Below are 26,740 nucleotides of genomic sequence, written 5' to 3'. Positions count from 1 at the left end.
GACTTGCGTCTCCGCGTCCGTTCGGGATGGATCGACAGCAAGACGGGACGTGTCGATGACTTTGCCAGTGACGCTGGTTCAGGATTCCGGGGAACGCGACGTCAGACCGAACGGATTCGATCTATCCGAATCACTGGTGCCCCGCGAACAGATCCTCCGCGGCGGGCCACCCAAAGACGGGATTGCCGCGTTGAGCGACCCCGTCGTTTTGACGGTGGACCAAGCGGACGCGATGCGCGGCGATGATCGCGTGATCGGTGTTGCAATGGGTGGTATGGCCAGGGCCTATCCAATTTCCATCCTGAATTATCACGAGATCATCAACGATCAATTTGGGGATCACGCGATCGCGGTGACCTTCTGTCCGCTTTGTGACTCAGCGGTCGTGGTCGACCGGGATGTCGGATCAAGATCGATCGAGTTCGGTGTTTCGGGCTTGCTGTTCAACAGCAACGTGCTGATGTACGACCGGCGATCATCGAATCCCAGTCTGTGGTCGCAATTGGATCTGCGAGCGATCAGCGGTCCAATGGCGGGGACACGCTTGGCGCCCGTTCGCCATGAATTGGTCCATTGGAAGCAGTGGGTCGACCGGCACCCGCAATCCACCGTCGTATCGATCCGTTCGGCCGATCCCGTTCGCTCAGGCAGTCGACGCGATTACACCGTTAATCCGTACGAAGCTTACCTTCGCCGTCCGGGGCTGATGTTTCCGGTCAATCCTGCGGCGATGGAATTGCCAGCCTCGGATTTGAAATCGTTGGTGTTGGGAGTGTCGGCCAACGGCCAGTCCGGCTTCATCGCCGCCGACGCATTTGGCAATCGAGCATCTTCCCGCCGTTTCCAGCTAGCCGGAGCGTCGTTGGTCGTGAAATTCGACCCGGTTGCACTCCAGTTTCGTGTGACTCAGGCGGATCCGGCAGTGTCGTGGACGCATTCGTTTCGTTTCGCCTGGCAAGCATTTCATCCGACCTCCGTAGCTCTGCGACCCAGCCAAGAACGATTGCCAAATCGTTGACGCATCGCACCCGGGAATGCTGCTTGCGGAATCGAATCGATTTTTCTACGCTGTCGCTTCCGAAGTCGTCGGCTCACCGGCCGGCCCCCATCGGGCGATTAGCTCAGTTGGTTAGAGCGCTGTGTTCACACCGCAGAGGTCACAGATTCGAATTCTGTATCGCCCATAGTTGTGAGTTTCGGAAAACACCGTGTTTTCCCGGTCGGATCGCTCCTGTGAGCGTTACCTGCCCAAGGCAGTGCGACCCGTTTCCAAGTCATTCTTGATATTCGATATCAAGAATCATTCGGAGGACGGCAGCACATGCCACGCAAACGTTCTACGGCCCCCGGTTATCGCTACCACGTATCGGGCCAAGCAGTCGTCACGCTGGACGGTCGCAACTTCTATCTAGGCGAACATGGAAGCCCGCAAAGCTGGGCCAAGTACTACGCACTATTGGCGGAGTACAACGCCAACGGCCAGCGGATGCCCGAACAAGTCGAAACGCACAAGTCAGACCAGCCGGTAACCGTGCGATGCCTGACGGCCGAGTTTCGAGAACACGCCAAGGTCCGCTACGCCAAGAACGCTGGCGAGCTGTCGAGGTACGGAAGCCTGTGTTCCGTCCTGGAAGACGAATACGGCGACGACCCTGTCGAGAATTTCGGCCCCCGCAAGCTTGCCGAACTTCGGGACTTGTTTGTCGCGTCCGGCAACTGTCGCAAGTACGTCAACACGCAGACCCGTTGCATCGTTTCAATCTTCCGATTCGGAGTGAGCCGCGAGATTGTGAAGCCGGAATACTTGGTTGCCTTGCAAACGTTGGAACCGCTGAAGCAGGGTCAGACCAAGGCCCGCGAATCCGAACCCGTGCAACCGGTCGACATCGAAGCGGTCAGACTGACGGCGAAACACCTATCGCCAACTGTCAAGGCAATGGTGCGGATTCAGGCGGCAACCGGGATGCGTCCGAGTGAAGTCTGCAAGATGCGTCCGACCGACATCGAGAAGCGACCGGACGGTGTGTGGGTGTACCGACCGCCGACGCACAAGACCGCCCATCATGGCAAGACCAAGGCGGTGCCACTGGTGGGCGATGCGAAGTTGGCGCTAAAGCCGTTTTTGGACCGGCCGGACGATAAATACTGCTTCACCCCGAAGGAGTCGGCCGACTGGCACCGGGACCAGCGAAGTGCGAACCGCAAAACGCCGATGAACCAGGGCGACCGGCCGGGCTATGGCAAAACGGCGAGGGACGGAACACGCAAGGAGCGAAACTACAGACCCTGCTTTGGTGCGGACAGTTACCGACGTGCGATTCAGCGAGCGGCAGAGAAGGCCGGGACCGACCATTGGTTCCCCTACCAACTTCGGCATACCGCTGGCACGGTCATCCGCGAAGCGTTGGGCGTGGAAGCCGCACAGGCAATGCTTGGTCATAGTCGAGCGTCGATGACCGAGCACTACGCCAAGCTGTCGCTGGAAAAGGCAATCGAAGCCGCCAAGGCTGGACCGTCCGTCTAGCAATCTGAACAATGAACCCAACGCGGCGGCGACGGTCACCGCGTCAACCAAGTCATGCCGGCGACGGTCGGCGTGATGGCGTCACGGAACGGCCGGCGGTATCTCCAATGCACCGCCGGCCGCCGTGGTGCCGAAAGCATTGGACCATCATGAAATTGGACGAGTACATCGCGCTGATAGATCGCCAGCATGTTTTTGTTTGCGATCTGGACGACGTAGACGGCTACTATCTGGACGTCCCGCAGGAGTCTTGGCGACCACTGAGGGGCAACCGTCGGGGATGGACACGGCAAGACATTCGGCGGCGGTATGAATATCAATTGATGACGCCGCCACACCTGCGCGAATACCCGCCGGGTTATCGTTGGCCAACGACGCGGGTCAAAACAGCGTCACGCATTTTCGACCTGTCGACACCATTCGAACACGCAGCAGCCGCAGCCCTTGCAGAGTGCCAGAGCCACCCGGCGCTTTCCGATGTCGCCGCCTTGGTATTTCGGTCGATAGCCGTGCATCGGGAATGGCTTGATTGGATGCGTGACGATACTTGGCGAGACATCGACGCACGATGGCGAGACGTTCAGCGGGAATTGAAAGCGGCTGCGAATGCGTTGGGGATTCTCGCCCCTTGTGCTCGCAAAGCCGAGTGGGACCGCTGGCGCAACCTGCTTACGACCGTCAATCGCCAGCAAATCCTTGACGTGTTTTGGCTTGCCAAGTCACCAATGAGCCGGGCAGAGATTGCACCGGGTGCGGGCAGCGAGTTCCGAAACCTGATACGGCAAATGAACGAAGTCGCAAACCGTGCGAAGCCCCGTATTCCTTGGGAACTTCGGGCTGATCCCAAGACGCAAAAGTGGGCAAAACACTGGGTCGGACCATAGGGTTAGATTTTTCTACGGCTGCGTTTTCCTACCGTCGCCCCACAATCCCTTGCGTTGCATTTAGCAGCAATCAAACGCAAGGGATTTTTCATGCAAACCGCCGAACAAGATGCCGGCCAATCTGTCCGCCGGATTCTGTCCGAAGACATTCTCACAATCGCTGAAGCACGGGCCGAGATCGCCCGCGTCACTGGCCGCCGATGCCGGCCGGACAAGGCCACGATGACGCGGTGGATTCAGCGCGGCGTTGGTGACACCAAGGTGAAGCTTGAGGCGATCCGCCTGGGCCGCCAGTGGTTCACATCGCGCCAGTCGATCACCCGATTCATCGAAGCCCGGAGCAGATGAAAAAAACGGCCAGTGTCGTCTACCAACCGACACCAGCCGTTTCGGTTTTTTCTTGGCAAAGACGGTCGGACGTCTTCGCCGTTTCTTAGCACCCCATCAAAAGGAATCAAAAATGGGAAAGCTATCTAACATTCTACGCCAGCAAGGCACCTTAGACACCATCAAATCGGCTTGGGACACTACGGCCGCCGCCGCCGACAATGACGTGCTACCCAAAGGCGAATACGTCGCCGACATTGTGGCGGGTGAGGCCATCGAAAGCCGAACCAAAGGGACGCCGGGATACCGGCTGACGTTCGAGGTGGCCGAAGGTGAACACACCGGCGGCCGGTTCTGGCATGAATGCTGGTTCACCGAGGCCGCAATGTCGCGAACAAAACGCGACCTTTCAAAGCTCGGTGTGACCGACTTGGAACAACTTGAACGGCCGTTGCCGGCTGTGTTCCGCTGCAACGTCAAGCTGGCAATCCGCCGCGACGACGACGGCAACGAAGGGAACCGCGTGCGGAAATTCGAGGTTGTCGAAGTCATTAAGCCGGAACCGGACGCATTCGCGCCGGACGGCGACAGTGAGAGCGCACCCGAAAGCGGGGAAACGTTCTGATGACCAATGCGATGCCGCTGGGGTATCGCATTGTTGGACCGTGTAGCCGCGAGCGTCGTTTGGTCGATTATGACCGCGCGTTCGCGGCCTACGCGGATTGCGATGACCTAGCACAGATTGACCGCGAAGGGTTCTTATCACCTTTCCAGTACGACAATGCGATTCGGTCGCGCGTGGTTCGACCGGACGGAACGTTGGACGTTCGCGGGTTCACCGGGACGCATTGGTCGCGGTACTTGTGGGCCGACATCGACGACGACGGCAACATCGACCGGGCAACCGCTTCGGCTCGGCGGTTGGTCGCTTGGGTGTTGGAGCGATACCAAGTCGATGAATCCGAGCTGCTGGTGTTCTTCAGCGGGTCAAAAGGCTTTCACGTTGGCCTACCGACATCACTGTTCGCCGCCAAACCGTCGGACGTGTTCGGCCGGGTGGCTCGGCAGGTAGCCGAGGACATCGCCACGAAGGCCGCTGTAAGGCTCGACACGGCTATCTACCACATCGTCCAGCCATTACGAGCACCGAACAGCCGCCACGGCAAGACGGGACGTCACAAGCGGTTCCTGACGGTCGATGAGCTGATGCAGGTTCGGCCGGCGGCGATTGTGGAGCGTTCGGCCGAGCCGCTGGCGTTCGACTTGCCAGAAACACCAGCGGCCGACGAACGAGCGGTCGCGGACTGGCAATCGGCTTGCGAACAGACGAACCGAAAAACCGAAGCGGTCCGAAGTCGCGACACCGACCGGACCGAGCTGAACTTGGCGACATTGGAGTTTATCCGCGACGGTGCGGACGAAGGCGACCGACACCGGCTGTTGTACTCGGCGGCAGCAAACTTGGCCGAGCTTGGTTGTCCGCCGCGACTTGCGCATGCGTTGCTGACTGAATCGGCTTTGGACTCGGGGTTGCCGCCGGCTGATGTCCGCCGAGCGATTGACAATGGATTGTCGAAAGGGGTTACGGAATGACCGCCGCGAACTTCATCCGGTGCGACCGGTTGTTCGATGACTGGCAAGACGATGTTTTGCACGGCGAACCGCCGCGCCGATATGACATCGGGCCGGGATTGGAACACGTCCGGCTTGGTCCGGGGACCGTCTCTTTGTTGGGCGGTTCACCCGGCATGGGCAAGACGGCATTTGCCATGCAGTGCGTCGTCTCTGCGATGACCGCTGACGAATCGTTGCGTGCGTGCGTCTGCAATGTCGAGATGCCGCCGGAACGGCTGTTAGAACGGCAACTGAGCCGTTTATCGGGGGTGGGACTGGACTACATCCAAAGCCGCCAACTAGGTGAACGGCAACGCGACAAACTAGACGCGGCTTTTGATGTCATCGACGACATCGCCGACAGGCTGGTGTTTGTGCGGGCACCGATGACACTTGAGAACGTCGCGGCGGCTGCGGACGACATCGAAGCCGAGTTGGTTGTTTTGGACTACATCCAACGAATCCGGCCGGTCGGCAAGCATGACGACAAACGCGGTTCGGTCGATGCGACGATGGATTCGATACGGCGGTTCGCCGATGCGGGTTGTTGCGTTCTGGCGTTGTCGGCGGTCGGACGTTCGAAGGATGCCAAAGGCCGCACCAGCTACGCCGGCGACGGCTTGTCACTGGCATCCTTTCGGGAGTCGTCAGAACTGGAATACGGGGCCGATGACGCCTACCTGCTGGTTCCCGCGAAGGACGCCGAACAGGACGCCGACGACGCGGTTATCGACGTGACGTTGAGGCAACTGAAAAGCCGCTACGGTCAGCCGACGGATTGCGACCTGACGTTCGACCGCTCGGTCCAATCGTTCGAACCGACCGAACCACCGATGACCGAGGAACACCGCCAACTTCGCGCTGCGATTGCGGGATTGTGGGGTGAGGAATGACCCGCCCAAAGACAAAGCCGAAGCGTCAAACCGCCGACCGCTTCCGCGTCTTGAATGCGTTTGTGGACTTCACGGCAAGCGAACTGCGACGGTCCGAGTTGTTGGTGTGGCTGGCGTTGTACCGCGACACCCGCGAAGGGATCGCGACGGTATCCCAGCGAGCCATCGCGGGTCGGTGTGGGATTGATCGCAAAACCGTTGAGCGGTCGGTCGCAAGCTTGGTCGCTCGGGGGCTGCTGGTAGTAGTGAACACGGGAGGGTTTCGCCAAGGTTCGGCAAGCTACCGAGTGTTGCCAATGTCGCGCGAAAAACTCGACTCACTGCCCCGATCACCGCCGGACGCCTAGGCGACATTTTGAGCAAATCCTAGGCGACATAGCTATGTCGCCACGTAGGCGACATTTTGATACCTGCCCAGGCGACACCCAGATGTCGCCATTCCCATAAGGGACCATAAGAGAGTCAGTCTCTCTTAATGGTTCCCATTGAGACTGACTCCAGAGACCACCGCCGACGAATGAACACCGCACCGACCGCCGTCGACCTTCAATCGCTTTGGGTGACGCCGGCACTGAACACGCCGGCATCCGAACCAACGACACCGCCGCGTTGCACGTACCACGACCGGTCCGCCTGGCGCGACGACTTTCAATCGCGTCCTGGTTGGATTCGCACAACGTGTTCGGTTTGCGGCGGATTCATTGGCTACCGCCGCGACACTGGCAGCACCCCCGAACTTGAACACGCGAACCACCACCAACAACAGAACGGAGTTTGAGCAATGGCAGGGACGAAACGCCGGGCACAAGCCAAGCGAACGCAAGTCGACCGAAACACCTTGGCGGTCATGCCACTGACGACCAAGGAAGGCGAGCAAATCCACATCGCCAGGACATCGCGTCGCGTCGAGAAGGGGACGCTATTGCGTCTGGATTACGAAGATACGCGGCTGGTCCTTCGCATCGCCGACGAGAGCATCCTGAGCGAGCAATACTGATGCGAGCTTTAGACACCTGCCCCAAGTGCCACACCGGCACGATGCGACGGCAGAGCACGCGCACGGTCGGACGATGGCGGACGCGGTACTTTCGGTGCGATGTCTGCGGACATCACGGCAAGTCGAGCAACGCGGTCGATGAGCGCGGCAGGGATATTTTTGATGCAGTTATCCGTTCGGATAAGTCGGCCATGGAATGTCCATGTTGCGGCCATACGATGGAAGCATCACACCCCACGGAGTAGATGCAAAATGAGTCAAGCAAAAGACCTGCGGACGCTTCGGCGTATGTTTCCAAGAATGACCAGCGACCGACTGGTTCTTGCCATCGAGCGAGGCAAGAGCGTGAAAGCCATCGCCGCCGATGAACAAAAACGCCTGATCGCCGAAAACGACCAGTTGTCGGAAACCATCGCCGAGTTGGAAAAGCGAATCGAAACGTTGACCGCTGAGCGTGACCAGCACGACGCGGACGAAGCCGAGCGGACCGCACCGGCGGCGAAGGCCAAAGCACGAGGGAACAAGCCGGTCGCATTCGCCAACGGTCACCGGCCGAATCTGGTCGATACGCATTCGTTGCGGGGGCAGTGGAAAGCACTGGTCGACGATCTTGTAAGCCAGGGCATGACACGAGCCAAAGCCGTGAGCCGCGCGAACCGGGCCTATCCTGAGCTGCGGGAACTGGCCATCACCGAAGCCAACAGCCGACGCGGTCGTCGCCATGGATAAGTTCTACATCGTCTTGCCGACCGGTGGCGAGTTTGTCACAGCCGCCGGGAGCCACGCTGAGGCCGTCGCGGTGTTTTGCCTGGTCGAGGTTATCAACAAGGCGAACCAGTACACCGACGGACCGCCGGCGGACTTGTGGTCAGGCTACTGGGTCCACCGTGGCCGAGCGTCCAGGGCCACAACGGTCCGACTGGCCAGTGCGATGCAGTTTTTGAACCGAAGCGACTGGCAACTTCTCAACAGCGGTCTGGAATTGAATGTCCCACCGCACACGTTTCGCGAACACTGCGACGAACTAATCCGACTGACAGCCAAGCATGAGGCCAACCAATGACCACCAAAACCGAAACCAAATCCAAGCTGGAAGCCGCCGAGGAGTTGTTAAAAATGGTCGCATCGTCCGGCGGAGAATTGACGTTTGAACAACGCGTCGAATGCTGCAATGCACTCGGGTGCAGCGAAAGGGAACTGGACAAAGAGTTGCGCCGATTCGGTCGCATCGTCCAGCTACGCAAGATCGCCGGCACCCGCAAAGATCGCGACAAACAGGATGCGGAAGTTTCTCGCCTGTTCAAAGTGCGAGAAAAACGCGCGCCAGAATTGCAAAAGCAGATCGCCGACCTTCAATCCGAGTTGGCCAAGATCGAGCAAGACCACCGCATCGCGGCCAAGCGAGCCGAGGAGATGGACGCGGCAGTTACTAACCTGCGATCGCTGGCACCCAAGTGGCGCGTCGCTGAGTTCAACCAGCGCAAGCGAGCCGCGACCCGAAAGTATCGGGAGGCGGCATTGCGGGCGGAGACCGAGTTGGACCGCATCGAAGCGTGCGAGAACTTGGCCATCGATGACGGGCAGAAGTGCATCGACTTCATCACCACAATCGAACACACCACCGGCAAGAAGTTTGTTGAGCGTCGTGGGTTTGGCCAGCGATCTACGGTCGACCGTTCGGCATGGCAGGCCTACATCGACGAGCAGGTGGCACGCATTCCAAAACTCGAAGAAATCCACGGGGAGAACCTGGACGCGTACAACGATGCGATTGATGCCGCCGAGGCGGAATGTCTGGACGTGTACGTCGACTGACCCCACACCCGCTGATTGTCTCCCGCCCCGTGTTTCGCAACCTTTCCACGGGACTGGGCTTGGCCGGACCGCTGTTAGCTTTGGCAGTGGTCCGGCTTTTTTTTGTGTCTTCATTGAATCTGCGACAATGGACCAACCGATGCGATGCACCACCCCCCTACCCGCCTTTGGGTCCTTCCGCCGGACAGATGAAAAGTGCGGTCAATAGAATCGCGATGCTCGCCATAAAAATTCCGGCGCTTTCAATCCCGTGGGGGATTAGGGGGAAGGTACGCACGGACACAGCCGGGGGTGGCCTCAAAGTCGGTTCGCATCGGTGACGACCGCCCGTGTTCCGTCTGCTTTATCTCGGCCAGCAGAATGAGATTTTGGGGTGGTCAATTTGTCCACTCTGCTTGTGCTGTCACCACGACCATCGACCCCGGCGGTCGTTTCCACAAGTCCTCAATTTGAGGACTTGATTTCCTGTCCCCGGCCACTGCTGCCAACATTTGAATCCCCAATTGGGGACTCGGAATCTAAGCCAGTATGGACAGAAGGAGCTGTCCGCCACCTGACCCACAAAGACTTCACGCCCGCCGACGTGAAGAATCAATACACCAATGAAAAGTGCCTCTTGGATAATATACAAGAGGCACAGTCACCGCCGGCACCCGCCGGCACGTCCCGCGACGCTGCTTTGCGTCGTCTTCGCAAGGATCGACCGCACACGCTCAACCCTCCCGCGACTGGACGACCTAACGCGACATCGGAGCGACGAAAGCGGGAAAGTGCGTTAGGGGACGGCACAGGCGGCCTGAGGGGGGTAGTAAGCGAAACGGCAGTCTGATGGTGGTGGCGATCACTCGAAAAAAGCGCTTCAGGCAAACTTGCCTGAACCGGACAAAGGCCAGGCCCGCGACCAGGCGAAGAAACGGCAGGGGTCGAATCAACATCAGAGCAAGGTGGAAAATTTACCACCTTGCGAAACAGGCAAAGCCCGCGACCAGGCGAAGAAACGGCAGGTTCGAAAGCCCGCCGAATCTGTTCAGGAAAATTTGCCTGAACAGAACAAAGGCCGGGCCCGCGACCAGGCGAAGAAACGGCAGGGCCAGAGAACAGACCTGAAAGACAACATTCAGGAAAATTTGCCTGAAAGTAACAAGGGCCAGTCCCGCGACCATCGATCCCGGCGGTCGCTTCCACTTGTTGCCAAGCTTCGACTCCGGAATTCCGGAGTCGGAGTCACCACGACCACCGGTCCCGGCGGTCACTTCCACTCCCGATCCATCATTTGATGGTTCGGGGTTTCTCTTGTCACCACGACCACCGGTCCCGGCGGTCACTTCCACTGCATCATCAATCGATAAAACGTCATTTGACGCTTTTGTCACCACGACCACCGATCCCGGCGGTCGTTTCCACTGCCGTCCGTCGACTCCACCATGGTGGAGTCGGACCAGTCGCCACGACCACCGGACCCACCGGTCACTTCCACCTGTTTTCGGGTGATCAATTTGATCACCCGAAATATTGTCGCCACGACCACCGGACCCACCGGTCGTTTCCACCCCTGCCGCCATCGATGCGGCAATTCCCGGCGGTCCACCGGCGGTCTGCGAGCGGTGGCCGGTCCCATCTTGCGGGCGACTGATTGGCCGAAGCGGCGAATCATTCTTGATATCCATATCAAGAATAGGCCGATTTGAGCGAAATCCGGCCGTTCTATATCACAATCAACGCCACTAGTTGCAACGAGCGTTGCACGCGATATGCTAGCAAATAGCAACGGAAACGGGGTTTTTCCCGCAAAAACCGGGGCGGCGCTTGCGTGTTTTATCGCGATTCACACCGCAGAGGTCACAGATTCGAATTCTGTATCGCCCATCAACGCCTTGTGTCGAGTTGTTGTCACAAGGCGTTTTTTGTTGACTTTCGTTCGTGATTTGCGAGCAATCTCCGAAGTTGCTTGCCTCTGCTCGTCTTTTGCCCTCAGACGGTGACTGCTTCGCCTGGCCGTTTGTGATGGCGCCCGTTCCCGGGATCTTGCCAGGTCTTTGCCGGTGCCCGAAACGCCCGCCGACACCGTGCTTGCGTTATTTTCGTGGCCTGCCGTCGGCTCGTGATCGATGACTGTGGGTGACTACTGGTTTGGGATTCTCGTCGCACAAGGACGTTTTTGGCATGAGCGAAGAGAATGCCACGCTGGACGCCTACCGATCCGACCTTGCCCACATCCACGACGTAGGATTTGGACGGTTTGCCGGCGCCGCGGCCCGCACGGTGGTCGATCATTTACGCGCACGAGATGTCCGGTGCGGGCTGGTTGTCGATATCGGCTGTGGGGGTGGAATCGCGGCACGCATTTTCGCGGACGCGGGCTACCAGGTGCTGGGGTGCGATGTCTCAGGTGCAAGCGTTGGTATTGCGAGAGAGCGTGTCCCTGAGGCTTCGTTTCAGGTCGGTTCCTATGTGGACCTGGTGGTCCCGCCAGCGGTTGCGGTGGTCACCATCGGCGAGGTGCTGAATTACGTGTTTGATCCACGTTGTGACCGATCGGCACGGCAAGCGTTCTTTCGCCGTCTGTTTCGTTCGCTCTTACCCGGTGGGCTGTTTCTGTTGGATGTGGCGGGTCCATCAAGGGCACCGCGTCAGCCGACACGGACGTTTGCCGAAGGTGACCACTGGGCTGTGTTGGTGGAAACTGCTTTTGAATTGGATTTGCTAACACGCCAGATCACGACTTTCGTCCGCGAAGGCGCGTTCTATCGGCGAGACACCGAAACACATCGATTGCGGCTGTATCCGGCGGTGGAAGTCGTGGATGATTTGCAACAGGCTGGTTTCGACGTGGTCCAGGTGGATTGCTATGCCGATGTCCCTTTGCTGGACGGCATGCACGGTTTCTTGGCCACCAAAGCGGCCGCCGGGTCGCCGATGTAGCCGGCTGTAATGACCGATGAACTTCGTTGCAGTTGTTCGCCAACGCCGCGCCCCAAGCCGACGAACCTTGTCGTCTTAGGAAGGCCTACAATGGTCGCGAACCGCCTGCTTGCGTATTGATAAGAGTTCTAATTCATGTCGCCAAAGACTTGCGTCACGATCGTGACAACGCTGATTTTGTGCTGGGGGTGTTCCCCTGTTATGGCCGCTGATGCGACACCCCTGGGCGATCCGGAGGTCGTCTTGCAAACACCGGGGCTGGTCGGGTTTTGGATGTTCGGCGAAGACGCGGGAGAATTGCGTCAGTCCTCCGGCACAAACGAATCTTTGCCGCTGATGGAAGTCGGCGGAGAAATCCCACGCGCGGCGATCGGCCCCTACTCGGGCTATTCAGCCAGGTTGGATGGAAAGCACTACTTCAAGATTCCCTACGCCGACACGGGACGGTTGAACATCAGTGGGCCGCGTGCACAGGTCAGCATGTTCGCCGTGGTCCGCATCGTGGACCTGCGTCAGAGTCGTACGATCGCCGGCATGTGGAGCGAAGGCAAAGGTCGCCACGATGATTCAGGGACGCGGCAGTACGCACTGTTGATGAACATGCCCACGTATGGTGGCCCGCGGCAACTGGTGCCCCACATCTCTAGCGAAGGCGGCGTGACACGGCGGGCCGACGGCAGCGCGTTTCCGTGGTGTGCCGACTATGCGGCGACGGCCAGCGAAGTCCCGGAGGAACAGTGGTGCACGTTGGGGTTCACTTATGACGCAAAGTACATCCGCGCCTACGTGAACGGGATCATGGAGCCGCGCGACTTGGATTCAGTCAAGGACAAACGCCAAGATCGCTATTTCACTCGGGAGGGACCGGATGGGCGAGATCGTGGAATGAATCCGTATTATCACGGGCGTGGCATTTTTCGCTACGATCCGGCGCAGCATGCCCAAACCAAACCCGGTGGTGGTTCTGATTTCACCGTCGGTGCTCGATTCGCTGTTGGTTCGTTTACCCGCGAGGCAACCATCGGTCACTTCGGAGGGTTAGCCGTGTTTGACCGGGCGCTGTCGGATTCCGAAATGCAGCAGTTGCACGATTCCGCGAATATCACCGCCTTGAACGCGATTAGGGTCGACGAACGCCGGCGCTAACGGATCGCAAGTCGGTGATGAAGGTCGTGATGCTGTCGCCCGAACTCGCACCGCCCACCATGATCGATTCAGCGGTCACAGCGATGTTTGCAGGCTGGACGCCAGCATGTTGATTTGGGCGACCACCGTGTGGTGGTGTTTTTTCATGCGTTCGTGGGCTTGGTAAAGGTTTTGATGTTTTTGGGATTCCATTTCGTGATTGGCGACACCCGGTACCGGTGCGTCTGGCTGGTCGCGGCATTGGGCGACGACATCGTGTTCGTGTTGCAGTGTTTGGGCTTCGTGCGAATCGAGGGCATCGACGTGCGAAGCCAACGCAGCGGCATGGCTTTCCAATTGTTGCTGTGCTTCGGCCAGCAGACGCTGCACATTTTGATGATCTTCCTTCCATTGTTCGGTGTCTTGCCGCCACATCGCGACGTCGCTTTGCCATTGTCGATGGTCGTGATGCATGGATTCGTCGGTGGCGTGTGTAGATTGACCTGACATCAGAGCACTCCTTGTGGATGGAACCGAAAACAAGGGGAACTGCTTTGCACGAGTCGTGCCAAATGTCTTCTGGTCCGGCTATTGCAAATGGAATTGGAATCGGAGGTCGGAGGAAGGTTGGACCTGCGGCCTTTTGTCGTAACCGATCGGTGTGTTCGAAAGGGCTTAAGGAGTCGGGTTTTGGATGGCGTGCCTGATGCGGTGTCGTTGATCATCTTGGGGGGCTTTTTGCTGGCCGGCTTTGCCGCCGATGTGCTTGGACGCCGAATCTATGTTCCCCGCGTTACCCTGCTGTTGCTGTTGGGATTCCTAGCGGGGCCGTCGGTATGGCGACTGGTCCCCAATGAGATATCACAGTGGTTTTCGTTTGCCACCTTGCTGGCTCTCAGCATTCTTGGGTTCCATCTGGGAGAACGTTTTCTGGGCAAGCGACTGCGGTCGACCGGGAAAAGCGTTGCTTTTGTATCCCTGGCCGAGGTCATGATGTCGGCGGCGTGCGTTTTCGGCCTACTGTGGGCGTTTGGTGTACCCATTCCGGTCGCCCTGTTGTTGGCCAGCATTGCACCGGCGACCGATCCGGCAGCGACGATGGACGTGGCGGAAGGTACCGAGGCGTCTGGTCCGTTGACCAATACACTGCTGGGGGTGGTCGCGATTGATGATGCCTGGGGCGTGATTCTGTTCAGTTTATTGGTGGTGTTGGCCGGTTCATTCGCCGGTCCTGATGCGGCTGTCCAGGCCGGTCCATGGGCAGTGTTGGGGATGGGAGTGTGGGAGATCGCCGGAGGTCTGCTGTTGGGATCTCTTGTCGGGGTTCCCATGTCGATGGTGACCGGACGGATCAAATCTGGGGAACTGACGATTGTCGAAACACTCGGATTCGTCCTGTTGTGCAGTGGGCTCGCGTTGCAATTCCACCTTTCTTATGTCATGGCATGCATGGCGATGGGGGCGACCGTATCGAATCTGGCGCATCACCATTGCCGTCCTTTTCATGCGATCAAGGAGGTGGAACAGCCGTTTCTGGTCGTCTTCTTTGTGTTGGCCGGCTTCCAGTTTCAGATCGACCAATTAGCCAACGTCGGCTGGATCGGGCTCGGCTACATCGTCGGCAGGGTCGCAGGCAAAGTTGTCGGTGGGTACTTGGGAGCCCGAATGGCGCGTGCACCACGAACCGTCAGTCGCCACATCGGGTTCTGCCTATTGCCCCAAGCCGGGATTGCACTGGGATTGGCATTGATGGTCGCCGAGCGGTTTCCCGCGTTCGGGGCCCAAATCCTGACCACGATTGTCGGAACAACCTTTGTCTTTGAGCTTTTAGGGCCGGTCGTGACTCGTTGGCAATTGCAATGGTCGGGCGAAACCGGGCACACCGATTCATCGGATTGATGCAGGCCAGCAATACAATTGCATTCGATTTTCGAATGTCACCATGGCATGCAGCCGATGGGGGATGGAATTGCCCCGTGTGCGATATGGGTCATGCGAGCCTGGGGAGTTTCGCGCATGTTGTGCGTATTTGATCAACCATCCGGCACGGCGGAGGGATCAGTCTGTCGGCATAGGAATCGCACCTTGGTGTAACGACCAACGGTTGTCCCTGCAAATCAAAGGTGATCTCATGCAAAGTTTCAGCCACAAAACCGTTTTACCCGTGGAATCCGACGCGCATGTGGGGGCACGGCGCTTTCGCAATGGTGTGCGACTGTTGCTGGTCCTCAGCCTGATCAGCACCGTGGTGACACTGCTATTTGCACGTCAAGTTGCCTATCTGGCTGCGATCCCATTGCCCTTTCTGACCGCGATCTTGGCGGGGGCAAACTACTTGGAATTTCGATCCCGGGCTTCGATTCTGCGTGAAGGCGGCGTAGATCATCTACAGAAATCGGAACTGGACGCTGATCTTGAAACGGCCGGGATCTTGTTCGTGCTAAAGCTGTTGGGGGTCCTGGCGATGGGGACGTTTATCATCGCAGCCGCTGTTTTGGATTGGCAACTGGTGGGGGTCGTTGCGGCGGCGATGCTGCTGTTGATCGTGTTGATCAACTTGCCATACCTGCCGTTGTTTTTCGACGAAGCCAGGCGTGATGAACTACGGCGTCTCCGTGCGGCCGGACACGATGTCGAAGGTCTGGATGGATGAATGTTGTGTCATGTTCGGACGCCCGCGCGTTCTGGGGGTGATGCGAACCGAAGTGCAATTCGCTGTACGGGTCGGTCCGGCATAGCGGCGGCATTCGCGGGGCCTGGCATCGACGCCCGGCAAATCGACGCCCGGCAAATCGACGCCCGGCAAATCGACGCCCGGCAAATCGACGCAGTGTCGGAGCTTTTCCGACTCGTGATGCGAAATGGCCTCGGGTTTGCATCTTCGGACCTGCACTTCTCACCTAAATGGAATGCACGCCGATGTTCAAACGCATCCTTTTGATCCTGCTCTTTATCGTCGCGGCTTTCGGGGTCTGGTACTTGTGGCAGGAAGAAATCGTCCGTCGGTCTGCAGACGCGTTGCCGGAACAAATTGTTTATGGCAATGGACGCATCGAAGCGGACTTGGTGGATGTATCGGCCAAGTATGCCGGTCGCGTTTTACAGATCAATGTCCATGAAGGGGATCTGGTTGAACCCGGGCAAGTCCTGGCGACATTGGATACCGCGGAACTTGAAGCCACGATGGCCAAAGCCAAAGCGCAGCTGGCCGAGGCGATCGAATCACTTTCGGAAACCGAGGCCGAAATCGTTCGCTACGAAGGCGAATTGCGACTGGCGAATCAGAATTTGAAGCGTACCGAACAGTTGGTTCGTCGCAACGCCGCATCACAGGAAGAGTTTGATACTCGCAAAACCCAACGTGATTCGGCCGAAGCGATCTTGAAGGTGGCGAAAGCTCATAAGCGGACGGCGGAAAGAGCCATTGAGGCAGTCGAAGCCGAAATTCGCCGCATCCAAACTCAGATCGACGACTTCACCCTTCGGTCGACGGTCTCGGGACGTGTCTTGTACCGGTTGGCGGAGGAAGGCGAAGTCGTTGCGGCCGGAGGCAAGGTTTTGACTTTGCTTGATTTGAGCGATGTGTATATGGAAATCTTTCTTCCATCGAGTCTGACGACGCAGTTGTCGATTCATGCCGAAGCGCGTATCGCATTGGATTTTGCGCCCCAGTACACGATTCCTGCCGAAGTGACCTTTGTTTCGCCGGAAGCTCAGTTCACACCCAAGCAGGTCGAGACGATGAAGGAGCGTGACAAGTTAATGTTCCGAGTCAAGGTTCAAATTCCACGCGAGTTGGTCAAGAAACATATCCGACGGGTCAAAACCGGGGTTCGAGGAGTGGCCTACGTCCGGCTGGACGACAGTGTTGAATGGCCGGAATCATTGAACCGTCGATTCCCTGAAGCTGTCTTGGCCGACGGCAATGACGAATCGGACAACCAATGACTGTCACTCGCATCGAATCGCTTACCCACCGCTATGGCGACACCGTTGCGGTGGATGACGTGACGTTGGAATTGCCCGGTGGGGAAATGGTCGGCTTGATCGGCCCGGATGGCGTCGGCAAGTCGACGTTGATGGCTTTGATCGCGGGGGCGAAGCGTTTGCAGACCGGCGATGTGGTTGTGATGGATGGGTCAATGCGTGACCACCAGCATCGACGCAAGGTCTGCCCAAGAATCGCCTATATGCCGCAAGGCCTGGGAAAAAATCTTTATGCCGAACTAAGTGTGACCGAGAACCTGCATTTTTTCGGGCGACTATTTGGCCAGAGTCGTCACGAACGGGACCGGCGCATCGACCGTCTGCTGCGTTCAACGGGATTGCATCCATTTCGCGGTCGCCCCGCCGGGAAATTGTCCGGCGGTATGAAGCAAAAACTTGGTCTTTGTTGCGCTTTGATTCATGACCCCGATCTGTTGATCTTGGACGAACCGACCACGGGGGTGGATCCGTTGTCGCGAGAGCAATTCTGGACGTTGATTGATGAAATTCGCCAACAACGAGACGGAATGAGCGTTTTTGTTTCGACGGCCTATATGGAAGAAGCCGAGCGGTTTGATTGGTTGGTGGCAATGAATGCCGGAAAGGTATTAGCTGAAGGAACGCCTCGTCAGATCAAAGGTGAATCGACAACAACATTGGAAGAAGCCTTTGTCGGATTGCTGCCAGAAAGCGAACGCGGCAGCCAAGCCCCATTGTCGATACCGCCACTGGTCAATGACGGTGGTCCGCCGGCGATCATCGCGCAGGGACTGACGCGTCGTTTCGGCAACTTTACAGCGGTGGATCACGTCAGTTTTGAAATCGCCAAAGGAGAGATCTTCGGGTTCTTGGGGTCCAATGGTTGTGGCAAAACAACCACCATGAAGATGTTGACCGGATTGTTGCCGGCCAGCGAAGGAACGGCCAAGTTGTTTAACCAGACCGTCGATGCGCACAACTTGGACACGCGTCGTCGCGTCGGGTATATGTCGCAAGCCTTTTCGTTGTATGAAGAACTGACCGTGCGGCAGAACTTGATGCTGCATGCACGATTGTTTTCCATTGAAGATCGTCAATCGCGTGTCAGGGAATTGGCCAACCGGTTTGGTTTGGTTGAGGAACTGGACCAGTCCGCCAGTCAGTTGCCACTGGGCGTGCGGCAGCGTTTATCCCTGGCTGTTGCGATTCTGCATCGTCCAGAAATGTTGATTTTGGATGAACCCACATCGGGGGTGGATCCGGTTGCCCGTGATGGTTTCTGGCGTCTGTTGGTGGATCTGTCACGCCAAGACAATGTGACCATCTTTATCTCAACCCACTTCATGAATGAGGCAATGCGTTGTGATCGTATTTCGTTGATGCATGCAGGAAAGGTCTTGGCCTGCGACGCGCCCGATCGATTGATTCAAGAGCGAGGTGAATCCACGCTGGATCGAGCGTTCGTCGGATACATTCAAGATGCGATCAAAGATGACCCGTTATCGGCCACGCCGGATACGCGACCGGTTGGCATACCGCAGATCAACAGCCACGCGACGGAAAAAACAAGCGGGATCGGTGCGTCGTATTCGCAAGATCCGCCGAAACGTTTCAGTCTTCGACGTTTGTTGGCCTATTCGTATCGGGAAACCTTGGAGGTGATGCGAGACCCGGTTCGCTTGGGATTTGCACTGGCCGGATCGGTCATGTTGATGTTGGTGTTGGGGTTTGGGATGACGACGGATGTCGAGGATTTGCGTTTCGCCGTCTTTGACCAAGACCAAACCCCGCAAAGTCGTGAGTATGTGCGCGGATTCGCCGGGTCGCGGTACTTCCTGGAACAGACGCCGATTACATCGCAAGAAGAACTGCAGAGTCGACTTGTTTCGGGAGACGTGTCTCTGGTGCTAGAAATTCCGCCTGACTTTGGCAGGCGACTCGTTCGTGGCGATGTCCCCGAAGTGTTTGCTTGGGTTGACGGAGCAATGCCGTTTCGAGGCGAAACCATCGCGGGCTACACCGAGGGCGTCCACGTGAACTACATCCAAACACTGGCGCGACAAACCTATGGATCCGAGCCCACGCTGACGTACGCTGACTTGGAACTGAGGTACCGGTATAACCCAAGCTTTCAAAGTATCAATGCGATGGTGCCTAGCGTGCCACCGATGTTGCTGATTCTGATACCCGCTATCTTGATGGCGGTCAGTGTTGCGAAAGAGAAAGAACTGGGGTCGGTTACCAACTTTTATGTGACACCGACCACCCGCACAGAATTTTTGATCGGAAAACAATTGCCGTATGTCGGAATTGCCATGGTCAACTTTGGTCTGCTGACCTGGATGGGCGTTTATGTTTTTGGCGTTCCCATGAAAGGCGATTTATGGTTTTTGGTATTGGGCGCGTTGTTTTACGTGACAGCAACGACCGGGCTGGGGTTATTGACATCGTGTTTCACCGGAAGCCAAGTCGCCGCGGTGTTTGCCACCGCAATTGTGGCCATCATGCCGACGGTGCAGTTTTCAGGCATGATGCAACCCGTTTCGACGCTAAGCGGGACGGCTCAGTGGATCGGATCCGTCTGGCCGACAACCTATTTTATGCGAATGAGTGTGGGAGCCTTCACCAAAGGTCTGGGGGCAACGGACTTGATGCCTGATCTGTTGACTCTTGCACTTTTTGCCCCCTTTTACCTGTTCATTAGTGTGGTTTTGCTGCGGAAGCAAGAACGCTAATGATTCGGATTTAACTCGGATGTTCTTGCATTGTGCTGGAATTCGTCGTGCCGTTCGATGACGTCGTTTGGAGAATCTCCTGATGCAAACTGCAAAAAACATCCTGTGGCTGACCCTCAAAGAGTTGCGCAGTCTGCGACACGACAAGATGCTGATCGCGTTGTTGGGGTTTGCGTTGACGTTCAGTGTGTACAGCCAAGCCACTGGGATTTCCACGGAAGTCCATCATGCGTCGGTTGGTATTGTGGATGAAGACAATACAACACTGTCGCGACGGATCGGTTCGGCGTTCTATCCGCCCTACTTCAATCAGCCGGTGCTGATTAGCGCGGATCAAATTGATCCACTTATGAATTCCGGCCAGTTGATGTTCGTGATCAATATTCCGAGAGGTTTCGAGGCGGACGTGATCGCCGATCGAAATCCGGAATTGCAAGTCAATATTGATGCAACGGCAGTGCTTCAGGCCGATATCGGCGCCAGTTACATTCAAAACATCGTGAATGATGAGATCGACCGTTTTGTGACAGGAAGCGATCAGTCGTCTGAGTCGGTGGTCGATTTGATTGTCCGGCGTGCGTTTAACCCCAATGGAGATACAAGTTGGTTCTCCAGCATGACCGCCATCATCGACCAAATCACGCTGTTGACGATCGTCTTGACCGGGGCCGCTTTGATTCGCGAAAGGGAACACGGGACGATCGAGCACTTGTTGGTGATGCCATTGACGTCCTTTGACATCGCGGTATCCAAAGTGTGTGCCAATGGCTTGGTGGTGTTGGTTGCCGTGATGCTGTCGCTGTGGTTGGTCGTCGAGAACGTACTGGGGGTTCCAATCGCGGGATCACGCTGGTTGTTGTTGGCCGGAATCACTTTGTATTTGTTCTTCGCAACCGCCATGGGCATTTTGTTGGGAACCGTTTCAGGTTCAATGGCACAGTTTGCATTGTTGGTTTTGTTGACGGTGCTGCCGCTACAAATGCTGTCGGGAGCTATCACACCGATTGAAAGTCAACCCGATTGGCTGCAGCCGATCACGTACTTCTTTCCGTCACGACATTTCGTCAGTTTTGCTCAGTCGATCGTGTTTCGCGGCGCCGGGCTGCGCGATGTCTGGCACGAGTTCTTTGCCACGGTTTCTTTGGGAATGGTTTGCTTCCTGGCCAGTCTCGCACTCTTTCGACGGTCGATCTCTGTTCGCAACTAGCGGCATGGGGGCGAACACCGATCTCGCGTTTGCCCACCACTTTCACCTAGTCGTTCTGGCCCGCTGTTTGTCGAATGCTGCCCGCACGTGCAAGTCAAGGTGATCACGTGCGGTTCGATTGGTATTCGGATCGATGCGAGGTTTCATGCGGCCCGGTTTTACAGCGGGCTGTTGACGTGTCGGAAACTTGAGGCATTGCCTGCGGTTCAGTTTGCGTATTGGACCACCATGAAAATGTCGGGCATTGGTGAAGAGTACTTCGCAGAAGCGTCGAACGGGAAAGTCACGTCAAGCCATCTTGTCGAGCGTGCTTGGGATCAAATGTGAACAGACGTTTCGTCGGTTGTGATTTCGGCGGTTGTCTCTGTATTTTGAAGTCTTCGAAGTCTACTTTTCGGCCCAAGTCCCGGTAACTTGAGCGTTCATCGGATCGGTCTCTTCACTTGCGGGCGGGCTGTGATGCGAGAATGTGTCGCAGTGGCTACAACGCAATCCGCATTCCGACGTGCAATTCAGGCGGCAAATTGGTGAACGCGCAGAACGACCTTGACGATCGGTTCGTGGGACTGTTGTCAGGGCTTCGTTCACAGTTCATACAGGCCAGCAGTCCGCTTTTTGTTATCCGAAACGGACGCGTTTGTTCGGTGAACGAAGCGTTTTGCCGGTGGATGTCCGTTGAGCCTCAAGCGATCGTGGGGCGTCAGACGGAATCATTCGTTGCCCACGCCGATTGGGATGAGGTGAAGCGTCATCTGGATCAGTTGCTGCGAGGAGACCAAGCGTCGTGCCAGTTCTATTGCAGCTTTGACGGCCTGGACGATCGATCGCGGAAAGCATGCGTGACGGCGGCAAGATTGTACGGCGATCACGACGGTGCCGTGCTTTGTGGGGTGGCGGACCTTGATGTTCAACAAAGTTCGGATCGCGAATCCGAACCGATGCCGTGGCAACTGTTGAGCTTTGAACGATTGCTTTCCACACTTTCGGCTAGTTTCATCAATTTGCCCATTGATCAGATCGAGGATCAGATCAACGAAAGTTTGAAATCTCTGGTTCAATTTCTGGGTAACGACCGTTGCACGTTTTTCGAGTTTGGCGACGACAACGCATACATCAATGTGACGCATTCCTATGCGGTGGAAGGTTGCCCGCGGTTTCCGATCGGCGCCTTCGAAGTGGCTCAGTTGCCGTGGTTTATCAACGAGTTTGGTGAAGGCAATTGTGTCTTTGCAAAATCGATTCCAGATGATCTTCCGCCTGAGGCCAAACAAGAGGCACGATACTGTCGGGAGCACGGGATTCAGTCCAACATTGCGGTGCCGCTCCGTGCCGGCGGTCAGGTTTTGGGCGGCTTGACGTTCGCCTTCATTGAAAAGCCATGCTCGTGGCCTCGCGAAACGGTCTTGCGTCTTCAGTTGATCGGTGAAGTGTTCGCCGGATCGCTCTTGCGGCGACGAACCGAGATGTCTTTGCGGGACAAGATCGCAGAAAATGAACAGCTGCGGCGTCGGTTGGAGCAGGAAAATCTCTATCTGCGAGAACAGACCGTCTTGCGGCATCACCACGGAAAGATCGTAGGACGCAGCGATGCGCTTTTGAAAGTGTTGGCCGATGTGGAAAGGGTTGCGACCACCGATGCCCCCGTGCTGTTGACCGGGGAAACGGGGACGGGCAAGGAGTTGTTGGCACAGGCGATTCATGAGCTTAGCAGCCGCAGCGGCAGTCCGATGATCGTGGTGAATTGCGCTTCCCTGCCGGCAACGTTGATCGAAAGTGAGTTGTTCGGTCGCGTCGCCGGAGCTTACACGGGTGCCGCATCAGCCCAGATCGGACGTTTCGAATTGGCCGACGGATCCACGCTGTTTTTGGATGAGATCGGTGAGTTCCCATTGGAATTGCAGGCCAAGCTACTGCGTGTCTTGCAGGACGGAAGGTTCGAACGTTTGGGGAGCCCCGATTCGGTGTCCGTGAACGTTCGTATTATCGCCGCGACCAATCGCGACCTACACCAGGCGAGTCGAGACGGAAAGTTTCGCACCGACCTTTTCCATCGTTTGAATGTTTTCCCGATTCGAGTTCCGCCGCTGCGTGAGCGACGCGACGATATCCCGTCGTTGGCTTGGTCTTTCGTTGAAACGTTTGGCCGGCGTATGGGCAAGACGATCAAGAGCATTCCGCGAAAGTCGATGCAGAGGTTGCAGCGTCACGATTGGCCCGGCAATGTCCGCGAGTTAAGCAACGCGATTGAGCGGGCGATGATCTTGACCGACGGCGATACGCTCAATCTGGTCATGGATGACTGGGGCGCGGAAAGGCCGGCGCGACGACTATCGTTGAAGGAGTCGGAGAAGCAACAGATCCTTGATGTCTTGCAGGAAACGGGCTGGCGGATTCGGGGCAAGGGTGGCGCGGCCGAACTGTTGGACGTCAAGCCGACGACGTTGGAGGCCCGGATGGCTCGCTTGGGCATTCGTCGGCCAGGGAATCGATCGGACGATTCGTAGTCGCCCGTTCGGTTCGTTCATTCTTTCTTTGCAGTGTTGCGATGCCGACGCCTCTTGAGTCTTTGGTCGGGCGGTGTGTGGTCGCGTCGATCGGTGGTCAGGCAACGGTGGTTGCAGACGGGCAGACGAAGCGGAACGTCTCCAGTATTTGGTGGGATCTCCAAGTTTTTCACGCTGTGATGGAGGTGCATCGAACGGAGGCGATCGCCACAAACCGTTTGTCAGCATTGGTTTGTATTGCAATCGGTCTTCGCCGGTGTCTGGTGGCACGGCCTGTGCTTTTGCGGGCCGTCTTACATACGAGTCCGCAAGGTATGGATTCGGCGCATTTCACCAAAGAGTGCGAGTGGGGAAGGTTTGTTCATGTTCCAGGCCGTCTTGCGAGTCGTCGCGCCGCATGAGATGCGCGGCGAGTTCATCGACGTCTTTTGGGGATTGACCGGGCCCACCGCCTGTGTTCGCGGATGTCGGGAGTGTCGCGTGTTCCGCGAGGTCGAGGATGGCGACGCGATCACCTATTGGATGCAGTGGGACAGTCGGGACGCTTTGGATGAACACTTTCGATCCGAGCGGTTTCGGCGACTGTTGCCATACATCGAGATGTCAACCGAGCCGCCCGAAGTGGAAGTCACACGTGTGGAACGCCTGGGCGGAATCGAAACGGTCCTGGCCGCAATCAATTCGCGGCTGAGCTGATGGCTGTGGGAACCGAAACACTTGTCGCAATGAAAGAGGCAGTGATGAAGTCGATCCTGTTGAAATTGACGTTGATGCTGGGCTGCGTCGGGCTTGGTCCGTTCGCTTGGTCAGACCAGTCATCCGAACAGTCAGCGATTCGTCAGATGGTCAGGGCGTATGTGGATGCCTACAACCGACACGATGCCGACGCGGTTGCCCAACTGTGGTCGCCCGAAGCCGTCTACACCGACCCGGACAGTGGCGAACAAGTTGTCGGACGTGATGCCATCCGCGCAGAGTTCGCCGCGACGTTCCGGGAGATCAAAGACGTCCGTCTGTCCGTCATCACTGAGTCGATCGAATTCGTCTCGCCCAACGTGGCGATTGAAAAGGGGTCGGCCACGCTATTGCAACAGGATTCCGTCTCCGAGTCGACGCACTATTCCGCTGTCTACGTCAAACGCGACGGTCGGTGGTTGCTGGACCGAGTCAGCGAGGTTGTGACTGAACGGCCGAGCTCCGGCTACGAAGGGTTGAAAGAATTGGAATGGTTGATCGGATCCTGGATCGATGATGACGACCAAGCGACTGTCGTGACCACGTGCAATTGGACCAAGAACCGAAGCTTCATGACACGGATGTTCTCGATCAGCGTCGGCGACAACGTGGACTTTGCTGGAATGCAGATCATCGGATGGGACGCGGCTGACAAGACCATTCGATCATGGGTGTTCGATTCGGATGGTGGTTTTGGGCAAGGCATGTGGCACCGTCAAGGCGAAGCTTGGCATATCCGTTTGGTCGGCACGTTGCCAGACGGCACCCGTTCATCTTCGACGAACATTGTGCGGCGCGTCGATGACGACACGTTCACTTGGCAAGCGGTCGATCGAACCGTTGCCGGCGAGTTGTTGCCCAACGTCGATGAGATCGTCGTGAATCGTCGAGATGTAAGCGAATGAAAATTTCCAACAGTAGAACGTTTCTCGTGTCGTTTGGTGGTCGGGCGACGTCCCTGAAAAAACATGGGCTCACTGCATCATCCAAGCCGCACCAGTGGATCACCAAGCCGACGTGTGGAGTGATGATGATGCGATGCAAGTTCATGTGGCCGGTTGTTTTAGGTCTCAGCCTCTTGTCGTCCGCCGAAGCTCTGGCCCGAGGCGGTCGGGGTGGCGGCATGCGCGGTGGTGGTGGAATGCGCAGCGGCGGTGCGATGCGCAGTGGCGGGTTCAGCGGTGGCGGCTTTAGCGGCGCCCGGCCGTCGATCGGACACGCACCGTCGATCAGTCGTCCGTCGCCAAGGCCGTCGGTCCCCAGCATGTCACGACCCGGAATTTCGTCGCCCGGGTTTTCATTACCCGGGATCAGCCGACAGCCCAGTGTGGGAACACGGCCCAGCGTCGGCGGAGGCTTGTCATCGGGGGCGTCGATCGGAAACCGCCCCAGCGCGGGGACTCTTACCGCCGCGGGTGCGCGGCCCAATTTGCCATCACGCCCTGGTTCACCGACGCGACCCGGAACCGGAGGCGGGACGGGGATATCCGGCCGACCAGGCAGTTCCGGCGGCCCCGGAGTTGCGACCCGTCCCAGCGTGGGCGATTTGCAAGACTTTTTAGATATCGGTCCGTCGACCGGTGGTGGTCGTCCCGGTTCGCGGCCCGGAAACCAGGTCGGAGATCGAGCCGGCAACTTGGCCGCCGGGATTGCCGGAGGTGTTGCTGGCGGAGCAGCGGCGGAGTTTCTGCGTGACTCGGCCAATCGTCCCTCCACCGCCGACCGACCCGGTGCAGGAGACCGACCCGGTGCAGGAGACCGACCCGGTGCAGGAGACCGACCCGGGCATGGCAACCGACCCGATCGAATCGCCGACCGAGACGAACGGTTGCAGAACCGCATGGACCGACGCGAGGAGATTCGCGACCAGATCGATGATACGCCGATCCGAGACTTCTGGTCGGAACATCCGCTGTGGGGAACTTGGGCCATCACGCGCCCGTTCCGCTGGGCGGCTTGGGGCGGCGTGTCCACTTGGGTCAACTACGGGTGGACCGAACCGCTGTACTACAACTACGGCGAAAATCTGTACTACGACGATGGTTCGGTCTATTACGAGGGCGAACCGATCGCGACCGAAGCCGAATACGCGGCGCAGGCCGAATCGATCGCTGCATCGGCCGATCAAGTGCCGGTCGATGAACAAGAGTGGATGCCCTTGGGTGTCTTTGCTTTGGCGCCAGACGGCCAAGAATCGGGACCGGAGCCTACGCTGTTTTTACAGTTGGTCATCAGCAAGCAAGGCGTGATATCCGGGACGCTGGACAATACCGCTACGGACGTGACCCAAACAATCGAAGGGATGACCGACAAGGAGTCGCAGCGGTGCGCTTGGACCGTTGTCGACAAGGACCGCCCGATCATGGAGACGGGCATCTACAACCTGACGCAAGACACCGCACCGGTTCTGGTTCATTTCGCCGACGAAACGACTCAGCAATGGTTGATGGTACGACTGGACGATCCGTCCGCGGGGGAACAATGAACGATCA

General features: G+C 57.6%; 26 protein-coding genes and 1 tRNA gene. 25 read left to right on the top strand and 2 right to left on the bottom strand.

The window, feature by feature from the left end; translation table 11 throughout:
• Positions 1 to 55: 55 nt before the first annotated feature.
• The 14 genes from Mal65_RS18060 to Mal65_RS17995 all read left to right on the top strand — a co-directional run bounded on the left by Mal65_RS18060 (position 56) and on the right by Mal65_RS17995 (position 9,054).
• Positions 56 to 1,018, top strand: coding sequence for a DUF3179 domain-containing (seleno)protein (locus tag Mal65_RS18060; RefSeq protein WP_165701366.1), 963 nt, complete (start codon positions 56 to 58; stop codon positions 1,016 to 1,018).
• Positions 1,019 to 1,110: 92 nt separating this feature from the next.
• Positions 1,111 to 1,184: transfer RNA gene (locus tag Mal65_RS18055), tRNA-Val, on the top strand.
• Positions 1,185 to 1,321: 137 nt separating this feature from the next.
• On the top strand, positions 1,322 to 2,524 hold the full coding sequence (locus tag Mal65_RS18050) for a tyrosine-type recombinase/integrase (RefSeq protein WP_145300693.1): 1,203 nt from the start codon (positions 1,322 to 1,324) through the stop codon (positions 2,522 to 2,524).
• Between the two features lie 149 nt (positions 2,525 to 2,673).
• Positions 2,674 to 3,408, top strand: a complete 735-nt coding sequence (locus Mal65_RS18045; RefSeq protein ID WP_145300690.1) for a hypothetical protein — start codon at positions 2,674 to 2,676, stop codon at positions 3,406 to 3,408.
• A gap of 90 nt (positions 3,409 to 3,498) precedes the next feature.
• Positions 3,499 to 3,756 (top strand): DUF1580 domain-containing protein, encoded by a 258-nt coding sequence (locus Mal65_RS18040; RefSeq protein WP_145300687.1) that lies wholly within the window; start codon positions 3,499 to 3,501, stop codon positions 3,754 to 3,756.
• A 112-nt stretch (positions 3,757 to 3,868) separates the two neighbouring features.
• Entirely contained in the window at positions 3,869 to 4,360 is a 492-nt protein-coding gene (locus Mal65_RS18035) for a DUF669 domain-containing protein (protein WP_196784268.1), read from the top strand.
• Positions 4,360 to 5,328 carry a DNA primase gene (locus tag Mal65_RS18030; RefSeq protein WP_145300684.1) on the top strand — a complete coding sequence of 323 codons (969 nt, stop codon included), beginning with the start codon at positions 4,360 to 4,362 and terminating at the stop codon, positions 5,326 to 5,328. The genes Mal65_RS18035 and Mal65_RS18030 overlap by 1 nt, the downstream gene beginning before the upstream one ends.
• Positions 5,325 to 6,242, top strand: coding sequence for a DnaB-like helicase C-terminal domain-containing protein (locus Mal65_RS18025; RefSeq protein ID WP_145300681.1), 918 nt, complete (start codon positions 5,325 to 5,327; stop codon positions 6,240 to 6,242). The genes Mal65_RS18030 and Mal65_RS18025 overlap by 4 nt, the downstream gene beginning before the upstream one ends.
• Entirely contained in the window at positions 6,239 to 6,589 is a 351-nt protein-coding gene (locus Mal65_RS18020; protein ID WP_145300678.1) for a helix-turn-helix domain-containing protein, read from the top strand. Before Mal65_RS18025 ends, Mal65_RS18020 begins: the two co-directional genes overlap by 4 nt.
• Before the next feature lie 170 nt (positions 6,590 to 6,759).
• Positions 6,760 to 7,020: a hypothetical protein gene (locus tag Mal65_RS18015; protein WP_174820183.1), complete on the top strand. Its 261-nt coding sequence runs from the start codon at positions 6,760 to 6,762 to the stop codon at positions 7,018 to 7,020.
• A gap of 3 nt (positions 7,021 to 7,023) precedes the next feature.
• On the top strand, positions 7,024 to 7,239 hold the full coding sequence (locus Mal65_RS18010; protein ID WP_145300675.1) for a hypothetical protein: 216 nt from the start codon (positions 7,024 to 7,026) through the stop codon (positions 7,237 to 7,239).
• A 252-nt stretch (positions 7,240 to 7,491) separates the two neighbouring features.
• Positions 7,492 to 7,968, top strand: coding sequence for a hypothetical protein (locus tag Mal65_RS18005; protein ID WP_145300672.1), 477 nt, complete (start codon positions 7,492 to 7,494; stop codon positions 7,966 to 7,968).
• Entirely contained in the window at positions 7,961 to 8,302 is a 342-nt protein-coding gene (locus tag Mal65_RS18000; protein WP_145300669.1) for a hypothetical protein, read from the top strand. Before Mal65_RS18005 ends, Mal65_RS18000 begins: the two co-directional genes overlap by 8 nt.
• Positions 8,299 to 9,054: a hypothetical protein gene (locus tag Mal65_RS17995; RefSeq protein ID WP_145300666.1), complete on the top strand. Its 756-nt coding sequence runs from the start codon at positions 8,299 to 8,301 to the stop codon at positions 9,052 to 9,054. The genes Mal65_RS18000 and Mal65_RS17995 overlap by 4 nt, the downstream gene beginning before the upstream one ends.
• A 953-nt stretch (positions 9,055 to 10,007) precedes the next feature.
• On the opposite strand, the gene Mal65_RS17990 is transcribed toward Mal65_RS17995, so the two are convergent.
• A complete protein-coding gene (locus Mal65_RS17990; protein ID WP_165701365.1) occupies positions 10,008 to 10,427 on the bottom strand; it encodes a hypothetical protein in 420 nt (139 codons plus the stop codon).
• A gap of 790 nt (positions 10,428 to 11,217) precedes the next feature.
• On the opposite strand from Mal65_RS17990, the gene Mal65_RS17985 reads away from it, so the two are divergent.
• On the top strand, positions 11,218 to 11,976 hold the full coding sequence (locus Mal65_RS17985) for a class I SAM-dependent methyltransferase (RefSeq protein WP_145300661.1): 759 nt from the start codon (positions 11,218 to 11,220) through the stop codon (positions 11,974 to 11,976).
• A gap of 135 nt (positions 11,977 to 12,111) precedes the next feature.
• Positions 12,112 to 13,122, top strand: a complete 1,011-nt coding sequence (locus Mal65_RS17980; RefSeq protein ID WP_196784267.1) for a hypothetical protein — start codon at positions 12,112 to 12,114, stop codon at positions 13,120 to 13,122.
• A 75-nt stretch (positions 13,123 to 13,197) separates the two neighbouring features.
• On the opposite strand, the gene Mal65_RS17975 is transcribed toward Mal65_RS17980, so the two are convergent.
• Positions 13,198 to 13,611, bottom strand: coding sequence for a hypothetical protein (locus Mal65_RS17975; protein WP_145300658.1), 414 nt, complete (start codon positions 13,609 to 13,611; stop codon positions 13,198 to 13,200).
• 189 nt (positions 13,612 to 13,800) lie between these two features.
• Between Mal65_RS17975 and Mal65_RS17970 the strand changes: the two genes are divergently transcribed.
• From Mal65_RS17970 to Mal65_RS17930, 9 genes are all read left to right on the top strand, one after another.
• Positions 13,801 to 15,000: a cation:proton antiporter gene (locus tag Mal65_RS17970; RefSeq protein ID WP_231131168.1), complete on the top strand. Its 1,200-nt coding sequence runs from the start codon at positions 13,801 to 13,803 to the stop codon at positions 14,998 to 15,000.
• A 232-nt stretch (positions 15,001 to 15,232) separates the two neighbouring features.
• Complete coding sequence (locus Mal65_RS17965; RefSeq protein WP_196784266.1) at positions 15,233 to 15,754, top strand: hypothetical protein; 522 nt, start codon at positions 15,233 to 15,235, stop codon at positions 15,752 to 15,754.
• 266 nt (positions 15,755 to 16,020) lie between these two features.
• Positions 16,021 to 17,049, top strand: coding sequence for an HlyD family secretion protein (locus tag Mal65_RS17960; protein ID WP_145300652.1), 1,029 nt, complete (start codon positions 16,021 to 16,023; stop codon positions 17,047 to 17,049).
• Entirely contained in the window at positions 17,046 to 19,802 is a 2,757-nt protein-coding gene (rbbA, locus tag Mal65_RS17955) for a ribosome-associated ATPase/putative transporter RbbA (RefSeq protein WP_145300649.1), read from the top strand. The genes Mal65_RS17960 and rbbA overlap by 4 nt, the downstream gene beginning before the upstream one ends.
• Positions 19,803 to 19,884: 82 nt before the next feature.
• On the top strand, positions 19,885 to 21,009 hold the full coding sequence (locus tag Mal65_RS17950; protein WP_145300646.1) for an ABC transporter permease: 1,125 nt from the start codon (positions 19,885 to 19,887) through the stop codon (positions 21,007 to 21,009).
• A gap of 467 nt (positions 21,010 to 21,476) precedes the next feature.
• The gene (locus Mal65_RS17945) at positions 21,477 to 23,513 is read left to right on the top strand and encodes a sigma 54-interacting transcriptional regulator (protein ID WP_145300643.1); all 2,037 of its coding nucleotides are present in this window, start codon (positions 21,477 to 21,479) and stop codon (positions 23,511 to 23,513) included.
• Between the two features lie 363 nt (positions 23,514 to 23,876).
• Positions 23,877 to 24,209, top strand: a complete 333-nt coding sequence (locus Mal65_RS17940; RefSeq protein ID WP_145300640.1) for a putative quinol monooxygenase — start codon at positions 23,877 to 23,879, stop codon at positions 24,207 to 24,209.
• On the top strand, positions 24,209 to 25,153 hold the full coding sequence (locus tag Mal65_RS17935; protein ID WP_196784265.1) for a YybH family protein: 945 nt from the start codon (positions 24,209 to 24,211) through the stop codon (positions 25,151 to 25,153). The genes Mal65_RS17940 and Mal65_RS17935 overlap by 1 nt, the downstream gene beginning before the upstream one ends.
• A gap of 173 nt (positions 25,154 to 25,326) precedes the next feature.
• Positions 25,327 to 26,733, top strand: coding sequence for a hypothetical protein (locus Mal65_RS17930; protein ID WP_165701362.1), 1,407 nt, complete (start codon positions 25,327 to 25,329; stop codon positions 26,731 to 26,733).
• Positions 26,734 to 26,740 lie beyond the last annotated feature (7 nt).

Origin of the sequence: Crateriforma conspicua, from assembly GCF_007752935.1 — a bacterium.
Classification (GTDB): domain Bacteria; phylum Planctomycetota; class Planctomycetia; order Pirellulales; family Pirellulaceae; genus Crateriforma; species Crateriforma conspicua.
This window is presented reverse-complemented; position numbering and strand designations above follow the sequence as displayed.